The sequence below is a fragment of the Shewanella sp. Scap07 genome (assembly GCF_013394145.1).
GTDB lineage: Bacteria > Pseudomonadota > Gammaproteobacteria > Enterobacterales > Shewanellaceae > Shewanella > Shewanella waksmanii.
Window position 1 is genome coordinate 1805565 of the sequence record NZ_CP041329.1, and the last position, 12385, is coordinate 1817949.

13 protein-coding genes are annotated in these 12385 nt (G+C 44.8%); 5 read left to right on the top strand and 8 right to left on the bottom strand.

The window, feature by feature from the left end:
* Positions 1-226 precede the first annotated feature (226 nt).
* The 5 genes from nrdD to FLM48_RS07935 all read left to right on the top strand — a co-directional run bounded on the left by nrdD (position 227) and on the right by FLM48_RS07935 (position 5089).
* On the top strand, positions 227-2344 hold the full coding sequence (gene nrdD / locus FLM48_RS07915; RefSeq protein ID WP_028773547.1) for an anaerobic ribonucleoside-triphosphate reductase: 2118 nt from the start codon (positions 227-229) through the stop codon (positions 2342-2344).
* Between the two features lie 72 nt (positions 2345-2416).
* Positions 2417-2878, top strand: a complete 462-nt coding sequence (gene nrdG / locus FLM48_RS07920; protein WP_028773548.1) for an anaerobic ribonucleoside-triphosphate reductase-activating protein — start codon at positions 2417-2419, stop codon at positions 2876-2878.
* 95 nt (positions 2879-2973) lie between these two features.
* Positions 2974-3330, top strand: a complete 357-nt coding sequence (locus FLM48_RS07925) for a YibL family ribosome-associated protein (RefSeq protein ID WP_179024270.1) — start codon at positions 2974-2976, stop codon at positions 3328-3330.
* Positions 3331-3556: 226 nt separating this feature from the next.
* A complete protein-coding gene (ribA, locus tag FLM48_RS07930; RefSeq protein ID WP_028773550.1) occupies positions 3557-4174 on the top strand; it encodes a GTP cyclohydrolase II in 618 nt (205 codons plus the stop codon).
* A gap of 105 nt (positions 4175-4279) precedes the next feature.
* Positions 4280-5089: a hypothetical protein gene (locus tag FLM48_RS07935; RefSeq protein ID WP_028773551.1), complete on the top strand. Its 810-nt coding sequence runs from the start codon at positions 4280-4282 to the stop codon at positions 5087-5089.
* Positions 5090-5207: 118 nt separating this feature from the next.
* Here FLM48_RS07935 and FLM48_RS07940 read toward each other — a convergent pair whose 3' ends face one another.
* The 8 genes from FLM48_RS07940 to FLM48_RS07975 all read right to left on the bottom strand — a co-directional run bounded on the left by FLM48_RS07940 (position 5208) and on the right by FLM48_RS07975 (position 12326).
* Entirely contained in the window at positions 5208-5567 is a 360-nt protein-coding gene (locus FLM48_RS07940; protein ID WP_028773552.1) for a VF530 family DNA-binding protein, read from the bottom strand.
* A gap of 208 nt (positions 5568-5775) precedes the next feature.
* Positions 5776-6123 carry a rhodanese-like domain-containing protein gene (locus tag FLM48_RS07945; protein WP_179026311.1) on the bottom strand — a complete coding sequence of 116 codons (348 nt, stop codon included), beginning with the start codon at positions 6121-6123 and terminating at the stop codon, positions 5776-5778.
* A 343-nt stretch (positions 6124-6466) separates the two neighbouring features.
* Entirely contained in the window at positions 6467-7183 is a 717-nt protein-coding gene (locus tag FLM48_RS07950; protein ID WP_028773554.1) for an SIMPL domain-containing protein, read from the bottom strand.
* Positions 7184-7295: 112 nt separating this feature from the next.
* Positions 7296-7688: a VOC family protein gene (locus tag FLM48_RS07955; RefSeq protein WP_028773555.1), complete on the bottom strand. Its 393-nt coding sequence runs from the start codon at positions 7686-7688 to the stop codon at positions 7296-7298.
* Positions 7689-7831: 143 nt separating this feature from the next.
* A complete protein-coding gene (locus FLM48_RS07960) occupies positions 7832-9112 on the bottom strand; it encodes an OmpP1/FadL family transporter (protein WP_179026312.1) in 1281 nt (426 codons plus the stop codon).
* A gap of 365 nt (positions 9113-9477) precedes the next feature.
* Positions 9478-10929 (bottom strand): sodium/proline symporter PutP, encoded by a 1452-nt coding sequence (gene putP / locus FLM48_RS07965; protein ID WP_179024271.1) that lies wholly within the window; start codon positions 10927-10929, stop codon positions 9478-9480.
* Between the two features lie 136 nt (positions 10930-11065).
* Positions 11066-11770, bottom strand: a complete 705-nt coding sequence (locus FLM48_RS07970; protein ID WP_028773558.1) for a DUF3379 family protein — start codon at positions 11768-11770, stop codon at positions 11066-11068.
* Positions 11763-12326 (bottom strand): sigma-70 family RNA polymerase sigma factor, encoded by a 564-nt coding sequence (locus tag FLM48_RS07975; protein WP_179024272.1) that lies wholly within the window; start codon positions 12324-12326, stop codon positions 11763-11765. The genes FLM48_RS07970 and FLM48_RS07975 overlap by 8 nt, the downstream gene beginning before the upstream one ends.
* Between the last annotated feature and the right edge of the window lie 59 nt (positions 12327-12385).

Sequence of the window (12385 nt, forward strand, 5' to 3'; positions counted from 1 at the left end):
TGTCCTGCATCTAGCTTGCTTGACCGGTATCGTCAAGCCACTATTTACTGTTAAGTGGCCTCGTTTGCAGTAATTTTTCGTAGTTAAAAACCATCCCCTAAACTATGATCTGGATCAATGTACTTATTCTCGGTTTGTAGCTTAATACGCAATATGTTGTGCCAAGTATAGTTTTAGACACTATATATGGTGTTTAAAAAGCTTCCAATTGAGGAGAACAATCGTAATGCCAGTAGTTATTAAGCGGGATGGGTACCGCACGCCATTTGACGAAACAAGGATTAGAGATGCTGTGATAGCTGCAGCGAACTCAGCAGGTATTGAAGATGATTGTTACGCACAGACCGTAGCGCAAACGGTTGCAGACTCACTACAAAACATCGAAGAAATTGATATTCATGATCTGCAGGATGCGGTAGAAAACCAATTAATGGAAGGGCCGTATAAGTCTCTTGCACGGGTGTATATTGAGTATCGTCACGATCGTGATAAACATCGTGAAAGCAACAGCCGTTTAAATCGTGAGATCCGCGGCCTTGTTGAGCAAAGCAATGCGGCGTTACTTAACGAGAATGCCAATAAAGATTCTAAAGTGATTCCAACCCAGCGTGATCTACTCGCGGGTATTGTGGCTAAACACTATGCCACTCGCCATATTTTGCCTAAAGCGGTGGTATCAGCTCATGAAGCCGGTGAGATCCATTACCATGATCTCGACTATGCGCCATTTTTCCCAATGTTTAACTGTATGCTAATTGACCTTAGCGGCATGTTGACCCAAGGGTTCAAAATGGGTAACGCGGAGATTGAAACACCTAAATCTATCTCTACGGCAACGGCTGTTACGGCGCAAATTATTGCTCAAGTGGCTAGCCACATATACGGTGGCACCACCATCAATCGCATCGATGAAGTGTTGGCGCCGTATGTAGCTAAAAGCTATGACAAGCACTACCAAATTGCATTGACTTGGGGCATTACTGACGCGAAAGCGTTTGCCACCCAGCAAACTGAGAAAGAGTGTCACGATGCGTTTCAGTCATTGGAATATGAGGTCAACACCTTACACACCGCCAATGGTCAAACGCCGTTTGTTACTTTTGGTTTCGGCCTAGGTACCTCTTGGGAGTCACGCCTTATTCAATCATCTATGATGAAGGTACGCATTACCGGTTTAGGTAAAAACCGTAAAACTGCCGTGTTCCCAAAACTGGTATTTGCGATTCGTGATGGCATTAATCATAAGCAAGGTGACTGCAACTACGATGTTAAACAGCTCGCGCTAAAATGTGCGTCACTGCGCATGTACCCAGACATTCTCAACTATGAACAAGTTGAAAAAGTCACCGGTTCATTTAAAACGCCAATGGGTTGCCGTAGCTTCCTAGGTACTTATGAGCAAGATGGTGAATTGGTACATGAAGGGCGTAACAATTTAGGTGTAGTGAGTTTGAACTTGCCGCGAGTTGCGCTAGAAGCGCAAGGTGATGAGCAGAAGTTCTTTGCCCTGTTGGATGAAAGACTTGCGACTGCAAAGCAAGCGCTCGACACCCGTATAGCGCGTTTAGAAGGCGTGAAAGCGCGTGTTGCACCGATTCTATACATGGAAGGGGCGTGCGGTGTACGCTTGCGTGCAGATGATGACATTTCTGATATTTTCAAAAATGGCCGCGCATCCATCTCTCTTGGCTATATTGGCCTGCATGAGACCATTAATGCGCTTTATGGTAATCAAACTCACGTTTATGACTGCGAGACTTTGCGCGCTAAAGCCATTGCCATTATTGAGCACATGAAAGCAGCGACACTGCGCTGGCGTGAACAAAGTGGTTATGCTTTCAGTTTGTATAGCACGCCAAGTGAAAACCTATGCAGCCGTTTCTGCAAGTTAGACACTAAAGTATTTGGTTTAGTCGACGGAGTAACTGACAAAGGGTACTACACCAATAGCTTCCATTTAGATGTGGAAAAGAAGGTGAATCCGTACGACAAGTTGGATTTTGAACAGCCATACCCAGCGTTAACCAATGGCGGATTTATCTGCTATGGCGAATATCCAAATATGCAGAACAACATCGAAGCGCTAGAAGATGTATGGGATTACAGCTATAGCCGTGTGCCATATTATGGAACCAATACGCCAATTGATGAATGTTACGATTGCGGTTATACCGGTGAATTTGGCTGTACCAGCAAAGGATTTACCTGTCCTAAGTGTGGTAACCATGAACCAAGCCGTGTATCGGTGACTCGTCGAGTGTGTGGTTATCTTGGTAGCCCAGATGCAAGACCGTTTAACTATGGTAAGCAAGAAGAAGTTAAGCGTCGTATTAAGCATCTATAAGCTTATCAAATCCAGCGTATATCGAAAAAAGGCGCATTGGCGCCTTTTTTGGTTTAGTCAGAGCAAATGAAAATGAATTACCATCAGTATTTTCCTGTCGATGTTGTCAATGGGCCGGGTACCAGAGCGACGTTATTTGTATCCGGTTGCGAACATCAATGTCGTGGTTGCTACAACCAATCAACCTGGAACCCTAACAATGGCCATGAGTTTGACAATCAGATGATTGACCGCATCATTGCTGACTTAAGCGATAGCCGAATTAAGCGTCGCGGTTTGTCGATTAGTGGTGGCGATCCATTATATCCCGCCAATTTGTCTGCCATATTAGATCTGGTTCAGCGTGTGAAACAGGCGGTGCCAGAGAAAGATATCTGGATGTGGACCGGCTATACAAGAAGTCAGTTGAGCCCAGAACAACTCGCGATACTAGCCTACGTCGATGTGCTGGTAGACGGTAAGTTTGAACAAGACTTAGCCGATCCCAGTTTACCCTATTGTGGTAGCAGTAATCAGGTGATCCACCATCTTTAACATTAGTGGTATACTAAGCTAATTACGCGCTCGGCTAAGCTCATCAACATGAGGTGAATGTCGAGACAGGATAGACGTCATTGTTAAGGCAAGTCATGAATTTAAAGCAAGAACTGCAGCAGTTAAACGATAAGCTCGATAAATTTCGCCGTAAACTTGATGCCGCTGAAAAGCGAGGCGATCAAGGGGTTATTTTACAATTTAAGCAGGAAATTGCGACGCTTACTAAGCGTATTGCCAATGTAAAAGGTCAGCAAACTAGACAGCTAAACAAAAAGGGCGCCGATGTGCGTTCATTGCCGTTTAATCGCGCGCTTACTAAAGCAGAGCAAGCCGATATGGGCAAGCTCAAGGCAAGTATCAAAGGTTTGGTTGTTGTCCACCCAATGACGGCTTTGGGCCGAGAAATGGGCATCACTAAAGTTACCGGCTTTGCGCCAAAATCGTTCTGATAGACAACAAGGCGTTAAGTAGCGTGAGCGGTGTCATAGTAGTTTGGCATCGCGAGGCGTATGCTTTAGCCCAAACTGTAGGTGGTAATGCAGTCAAATAGACTGTGAAGCTATTTCCCTCCAGTGTAAAAACCAATAGAATACGTCGCCTAAATACGAAATCTACACGGTTTCGTTGGGTGTCGCATAACTTCGCCATTGTTGGGCGAGCTGTAAAGGTTATTTCATGTCGATTAAGTATGTTGCTACTTCAAAACTACCCACGCCTTGGGGCGTGTTTGCCATGCATGGTTTTGAAGATACTGAAACGGGTAAAGAACATGTGGCACTCACGTTTGGTGAGATGGAACAAGACAAGCCAATGCTTGGACGGATCCATTCTGAGTGTTTGACGGGTGATGCCTTATTTAGTTTACGTTGCGATTGTGGTTTCCAACTCCAAACAGCAATGCAAAATATTGCTGAGAATGGCAGTGGCTTCATTCTTTATTTGCGCCAAGAAGGGCGTGGTATTGGTTTACTGAATAAAATTCGTGCCTATGAACTGCAAGATTGCGGTGCCAATACGGTTGAAGCCAATGAGAAGCTAGGTTTTGCCGCTGACATGCGTAAATACGATATGATCTTACCTATGATGGAGAAGATTGGTGTATCGCAAGTGAAGTTGATGACCAACAACCCACGCAAAGTGAAAGCGATGCAGTCAATGGGTTTGCAAGTTGCAGAGCGGGTGCCATTGCAAGTTGGTAAGAACCGTTATAACGAAGATTACCTAAAAACTAAATCGACTCAGCTAGGGCATATGATGTCAGAGCATCATTTTAATGAAGATGATGCAAGTTAAAGACGCCCTTTAGACACCTCTTTTAAATCCACTGTAAATTGCGGCTAGATTTTCAATATGTTAGCCGCTATATTCAATAGCATATGACGTTGGCCATCATCGACTATGCTATTGAAATTTATCATCGCTTTTCTGCTCATTCTTGCGCCCACAGTATACGCCGAAGAAGATTTTACCCATTATGCCTTTGCCAACTATCTTGGCAGTGGTATTTATCGTACCTCCAGTCAAAATGCCACGGTGGTCAATGTTCCCTTAAGCTGGAAATTATCCGGTGATGAGTTAGAGTCTTGGACCTTAAAAACCCCTGTATCGTTTGGTTTTTTCAATTTTAAATGGAGCGATCTCCCGCAAGAGGGCTTACCTGATAGCGTGGGAACCATGACCTTTACGCCGGGCATTGAATACCGCAAGCGCACTTCACAAGATCATGAGTTTCAAAGCTACTTTGATTTGGGCTATGGCAATAACTTTAGCTCTGGCACCGATGTGGCCATTATGTCAGCAGGTATTTCAAGTTTGCTTGATATCGACTACAAACAGAATAGTCCGGTTTGGGTTAATCGACTGTTTTTTGCTGGCTACCGTAGTTTCGATGGTAAGCAAACAGAAACTTACTCCGCCATTCAGTCAGGGATTGATATCGGCACCAATATTCATTGGCGCTGGGATTGGCTCGGGGTGGATGTTGAACCTAGAATTTTTGCGGTGGGTTACTGGTATTTCGACAAACTGCGTTTTGTGATGCCCTTTGGCGATGATGTGGTGGTGTCTCATAGTTTAGAAGTGGGCGCGACCTTAGCGTTTTCTAAACCCATACTTTGGGAGTGGATGGGGATTGATAGGTTAGGGCTCAGTGTGCGTGCAGGCGATGGCGTACAAGCCTGGCGACTCATTTTTGAGTTTCCTATCTAAGTTGCCAACAAAAAGCCTGAGATAGCAGTATACTCAGGCGTTAGGGGTGAAATGCTGTTGTAAGCTTACCGTTTTTCACTTACTGATCGTTTTCGCTTTATACCGCTGTCGCCTACGCTTAGTTGTCACCCCAAATGTGACTATTCACTTGGGCTTTACTTGATTCATTTTGATCGTCTGAGCGAGGCGTGCTTTGGCGTTGTTTAACCATTGCACTGTTGCGCTCGGCAGTGGCTTCATTGCTGGGTTTACGTTTAGGCAGTGGCTGCTTCGTCATTTTAAGGTACAAATACTCGACTTTTTCTCTGGCCCAAGGGGTCTTGCGCAGAAACTTAAGGCTCGACTTAATACTCGGGTCGTGATTGAAACAGCGGATGTCTATCCGTTGTCCTAGCTCTTCCCAGCCATAATGATCAACTAAGTCGTTTAATAAATTTTCTAGCTTAACGCCATGCAGTGGATTGTTTACTTGGGTCATGAGCACATGTATTCAGATAAAGATGGCAGTAATTATATCACCTATGGGTGAGGCCTGTCGTGAAAATCTATTTGTGGGCTAGTGGACAGAAGCGCTGTGGTTCATTAAAGCGTGATAGCATACTTGAGTGTTGCCGATACCACATGCACGCCGCAGGGGAGTGCGCGGCGTGTGTAGAGTATGAAATTGACTAGGGTTAAGGCTAGGGTTAAGGCTGTGGTTTGTTTTGCTGCAGCTGCACCAAGCCACCGCCATTATAGGTATGAGCGTAGCCTGCTTCAGCGAGCGCTTGCTGTGCGATGCCGCTACGTCGACCACTGCGACAATACACCACTACCGCTTGGTTTTTATCGATATTACGGCTGCTAAACTCTGTCGTTATCTGTTCAAACGGAATATTAATGGCGTTATCGAGATGGTCGGCGGCAAACTCTTCGGCCGTGCGCACATCTACAATGAGTGCGCCATCTTCTATCATCTGCCAAGCATGCACCGGATCTTTGTCTTGGGCTAAGGCGTTATTGGCGAGTAAAAGCAGCCCTAGGGCTAACACCATTAAGCTGATAAGACGACTAAAATGAGTGTTGGATATATGAGTCACTGTGATTTCCTTAAATTATTCAACCTAGTAGTTTTGGGCGCAATGCCGACTTTATCGTGGCCGAAAACAGATAGATTATCTTGAAGCGGATTGCTTAGCCAGTGTTTTGATTATACGTGATTGGGGGATGAATCGATCATTGCGCCATCACGTGCCATTATGCCCAACAGCGCATTACAAGCTTGGTAGCAACACGGTGAGCGCATGCCCTTGGCTCTGGTCATTGAACGGCTAAGTCGCTCTTAGCGCGGCAGCTTAGCAATCAATAGCGAATAGGCTGCCGCTCGGTCGTTATTCTTTAGTCATTTAGGTAGTAGGTGAGGGTTGAGACTACCCTGACTTGTTTGATGTAGGGGGTATTGCTGTCTCGGTCACGAATGCTAAATTGCCCTTGAGACGCATTTTTTATCTTGCCCAGTTTAGATTCAGAATCGATGGCAAATTTGGTGGCAATCTCTCTGGCATTTTGGGTTGCTTGTTGCACCATCTCTGGTTTGACTTCATTAAGGCCAGTAAACAGAAATTGGGTGCGATTATCATAATCTTGGTTTGAGATAGCAATCCCTTCTTTGGCAAGGTCAAGCATCTGCTTTTGGGTGGCGAGTAGCTTATCTACCTGTTTGGTATAAAGAGAGATGGTCACTTTAGCGGCATAGCGAAACTTAACATTGGGATCGACATAGCCTTGGGCTTGGCGGTCTTCAATAGAGGGTAACGATTGCGAAATCTCTGCTTCGCTAAAGCCTTGTTTTTTCAAAAAGGCGACCACTTTATCCGTTTTGGTTTGTACGCTTTGATATAAGTTATCTAAGCTGTTGTCGACTTCAATAAAACGGATTGGCCAAATGGCAATATCGGCATTGACCTCTTTTTCTGCCAAACCTTTTACTGTTACTGTACGCTCCATTTCCCGCATTTTAAGGAGGCTGGACCCAATACCCTGTGACAATAGCACTAGGCCGATGATGAACAGTAGACCAAATAGGGTGGCCGCAAGGGGAAGGTTTCTTTGCATGGTATCCTCTATCATTGACAGTCGAGCAAACGATCAATTCAGCATAATCTGCAAAGTTAGACAAAGCTAGGACAAAAGTGATTTGTTAAAATAAATTAAGCTATTGCGGTGATTAGGTTTGATCCAGCGGCTGGGTTTGCCACAGTTCAACCTTATTGCCTTCAGGGTCAATGAACCAGCCAAAACGGCCAAACTCAGACTCTTCCGTTTCGGCAATAATTTCTGCGCCACCGGCGGCGACCTGATCTAACGCGCCATCAAGATCGTCAACAACTAGGTTAAACATAAATCGATTCTGGCTCGGTTGAATATAATCCGTGTCTTCAGGCATAGGCGTCCACACGCTATATCCTGCACTGTTTTCAGGTGTCATTCGGTCTAAATAGAAAGCCGCACCACCCCAAGGCTCGATGGGGATGTTCAAATATTTTTTGTACCATTCGGCTAATGTGGCAGGATCTTTACTCTTGAAAAAAATGCCGCCTAGGCCAATTACTTTTGCCATATCTGTTGTCAATTTTTATAGGTTTATCTATAACTTTAGAAAAAAAATGCCATAAGTACAAAAAAGCCGCCAAACTTTGGCGGCTTTTTTATCAGCAGTGGTGAGCAAAGCACCTCTGCCGATTATTTCAAGTGTCAGTTATGTTAGAACTTGTAGTTGTACTGCATAGAGTAGTAGGTCGCATCTGAGCGTGTTGTAGCGTGAATATCACCCACAAGCGCACTGTTTTCAATCAGACCTACATCTTCACCGCGAACAAAGGCGATACCAAAATCTAAGCTAGTGTGCTTAGACAGGTTATAGGTTGCCCCTGCGGTGTACCAGTTTCGGTCAGAGTCTGGAATTGAGATAGAGCTAACTTCACCCACAACGCCAGTGTCATGCATATAACCAGCACGCAGTGTCCAGCTATCATTTAGAGTGTAGGTACCACCGACACTGAACAACCATGAATCATCCCAAGCATAAGTTTTTAGACTCGCTTCTGGTGCTACTGGGTTGCCGCCAATTGTACCATCGTGAACAGTGATCTCATGGAAGTCACCCCAAGTAGTTAGCTGCGCAGTGTAATGCAAAGCAAAACGTTCGGTTAGCTGATGGAAACCCGCTACTTGGAAGATATTCGGCATAGGGATGTTGATTTCATCAAACTTAATTGCGCCAGCAACTGGGTCAGTCATACTGATATCACCAGTGGCTTTAAAGTCTGGGCTATAGCGATAGCTGGCACCAATACGGTGATTGTCGTTAAACTCGTAGACAGCGCCTACGATACCACCGAATGCTACGCCATCAGCGTCAACATCAACTAAATCAACATGCTGAGGGCCACCTAAACTTGGGGTCGCACCGCCACGGGTTAGTGTGCCTTCACCGTAAATGATATCTACACCAGCACCGACACTGAAGTGGTCGTTAAAGCGGTAAGAGGCGCTGACATTGAAGTTGATGGTGGTGACTTCAGTTTTACCTAACAAATCAATAGGTGCAGGCAATAAGCCGCCGATGATGTTGTTTGACAACTCAGTTGTGTCGGTACCAGTACCAAAATTACTGAACATGGCTACGCCGTAGGCGAACTTATCGTTCACTGGGCTAACGTAGTAGAAATTTGGGATGATCTTTGCTTCAGCGGCGTCATCGACACTGCCATAGTTTGCACCAGTGCTATGAGTTACATCGCTAACTTGTACTTCGACATCAGCGTAAGTTAGACCCATTGACAGTTGTTTTTCATCAAACATGGCCATCGCTGCAGGGTTACGTGATAACACAGAGGCGTTATCGGCAATTACAGCATCACCGGCGAAAGCACGACCAATACCGGTAGCAGACTGGCTATTTAGCTGGAAGCCAGCGGCGATTGTTTGAGTGCTGGCCAGGGTAATGGCTGCAGCTAAAAGCGTCTTGTTGAAGGTTTTCATCATTATTATCTCTGTATTTTTAGGCCAAAGCGTGTTGTTTTAAATTAGTCTATTTTGACTCATCTGAGCCTTAGCCACTTGTTTGACCAGTGCATATTAGGGATGCAGTAGTGGCGCAACAACTCCGACCAGAAGACGAAATCGGTTGCGTAAATGTTAATTTTATCGAGGGGGATTGCGCTAATAAACCGCAGTAGTTTTAAAGTGAGTCTATAGCGCTTATCTATAGGCTAATTAAGGTTTTTACGTTATTTGATTAAAGGTTATAGGTTTGTAAATGCTGGCAGTAAAAATAAATTAAAAAAATAGCGTACGCGTGTACGCTATTTTGTTTTTTAACCGTCCGGACGGCTGAAATAAGCCAATTATAATTTTGAAGTAAATACTCTAAATTGTTGTTTTATCTCATCACTTGGTGTGGAAAGCTTGCTGACAATGACACCTGATAATGTGGCAAATAAGAAGCCTGGAACAATTTCGTAGAGGTCAAAAATACCCCCTTCAAGTTGTTTCCAGATAACAACTGTTAACGCACCGACAATAATAGTCGTCACGGCGCCATTACGGCTATAGTCCTGCCAAAACAGGGCGAGCAATACCACTGGACCAAATGCAGCCCCAAAACCCGCCCAGGCATAACTGACTAAGCCAAGTACGCTGCTTTCTGGATTAAGTGCAATGATGCCGGCAATAATAGCAATTGCGACCACACCGATACGGCCAACTAACATCAGTTCTTGACTGCTTGCCGCGGGTCTTAACCATTTCTTGTAGAAATCTTCGGTGATAACACTGGAACACACTAATAGCTGTGAATCGATGGTGCTCATTATCGCTGATAAAATAGCTGCGATCAGTAGACCCCCAATCCAAGGGTTAAACGCAGCATGGGCAAGGTGGATAAATACGGTCTCTGGGTTAGTCAGAGGCTCTGAGGCAAAGTACAGGCTACCTGCAATACCCGTTGCCAAAGCGCCAATTAGGGCGACAACCATCCAGCTCATGGCTATGCGGCGAGATACGGTAATATCGTTTGCCGATTTGATCGCCATAAAGCGTGACAAAATATGCGGTTGACCAAAATAGCCCAGTCCCCATGCAAGTAGTGATATCAGTCCGATAGCGGTGGTGTTACTACTAAAGAACTGCAGCATGGCAGGATCAATGTTATCCAGTCCATGTTGGGTTTCTGGTTGGCTAAATATGACTACTGGCACAATAAGGAGTGCGATTAGCATCAGGCAACCTTGAAAAAAGTCAGTCCAGCTAACTGCGAAAAAGCCCCCAACAAAGGTATAGGCCACAATAATTGTTGAACCAATGATAAGTGCTAAGGTGTAATCTAGACCAAAAACTTTTTCAAATAAGATCGCGCCACCGACCATGCCAGATGAGGCGTAGAAGGTAAAAAATATTAAAATAGTGACTGCAGAAACTAGCTTTAACAAGCCTTTGTTATCTTTGAAGCGCTTTTCAAAAAAGTCAGGCAGCGTGAGGGCATTGTCAGTAAATTCGGTATAAACCCTGAGGCGTCTGGCGACGAACAACCAATTAAGGTAGGCCCCCATCACCAAGCCTATGCCAATCCAGGCTTCTCCAAGTCCACCTAAATAGACTGCGCCGGGCAAACCGAGCAGCAGCCAGCCCGACATGTCGGATGCGCCCACACTTAATGCGGTGACCGCAGGCCCCATGCCTCGTCCACCTAGAATATAGTCATCTACAGAGTCTGTTGCTTTATAGGCCCATAAGCCGATTGCCATCATTAATACGAGGTAACCAACAAAGGTTATCAGGATAGGAAGTTCAATTGTCATGCAAGTGCCACATATTGTTATTCTTTAAATTGTGGCTCACATGCTAGCATGTTTGATAAATACCTCAATATTGAATCAATTTGTGACGCAGATCTTTGCCGTGACACGTGAAAAGTGTCACGGCAATGTTAGTCGCTTAAATGAAGCTTTGTTTTATTTCGGATTTGATGTTAGATAAATCTTGCTGATTCTCGCCCACAAGCAACATATAAGTGTTGTCGGTTTCAAATCCAAGTCCTTGATAGCGCTGATCGGCAAACTGTTGTTGCATTTGCATGCGCTCTTCTGCCGGGACAATAAATACCGTGACTTTGCCTTGTTCACCTTGCATGACTAAATGCAGGCTTTTTACACCTTGAAAATCACAATAGGTGCTATAAAGCACTCGACCCGGTTGCTGCGTAAAGTGACCGCTACCAGATTGACTCATTGAGGCCAGTTGAACATTGAGTTGCTCATAACCTATTTGCTCGTTACTGGTCATTGCCGCATCTTCATGATACACATGGGCGAGGGCATGTTGGTTAAGATCAACCGGTGCAATGCGCAACAAGGTAAAGCTGATACCGGCAATAAACGCGACTGAGGCAACTAACGCTAAGGTAAAACCGGTTTTGCGTCTTTGCTGTTGATGCTGGTGTAACTGCTGATTAAGCAATAACTTGGCCTCAAGGCCTTCGGGTACGGGTACCTTAAAGGCTTGCTCTAGTTGATTGTCTAATTGCTTTAGGTCATTGACGAACGCCTTACGATCTTCAGATCCCTGCATTGCGGCAATAAAGTCTGCCTCATCACTATTAGGGTTTTCATAGGCCTGGCGGCGAAATTTCAGCTCATCCATTGGATTGACCTCTTACTTGGGGTTCATCGAGTAAATCTTTTAATTGATTACGTGCTCTAAATAAACGGGTCATTACGGTGTTACGATTTAACGATAGAATGTCGGCAATCTCTTCGCCGCTAAACCCACCAATTACCTGAAGAATTAACGGTTCCCGATACTCTACTTCTAGCTTAGCAATTTGACGGCGGATCAGATGTTGCTCTGCATTTTCTTCAGTAGAGACCGAGAAACTGTCTTCTAAGGTTTCTTGCTCTACGTCAGAGTAGTCAAACTGCTTGCGTTCAAAGCGCCTTGCGTTCTCACGGCGTAATATGGTGATTAACCATGCTTTCGCTGCTTTGTTATCCTTTAAAGACTCTAAAGAGCGCCATGCTCTTAAGAAAGTCTCTTGAGTGATATCTTCGGCAATGTGTTTGTCGCCACATAACCAGTATGCGTAGCGATAAATATCACCATGAAGTGCCCTGACAAGGCTATCGTATCGTCGTTGTTTACTTAGCATGTCTGAATTGACCGAGGATTCAGAATTTTTATTTCGCCCAAAGTTAAACATTTTTATTATTGTGACCCCGCGTGTGAGCGTTTGCAGCGATAAACCAAAACTAACTTGGT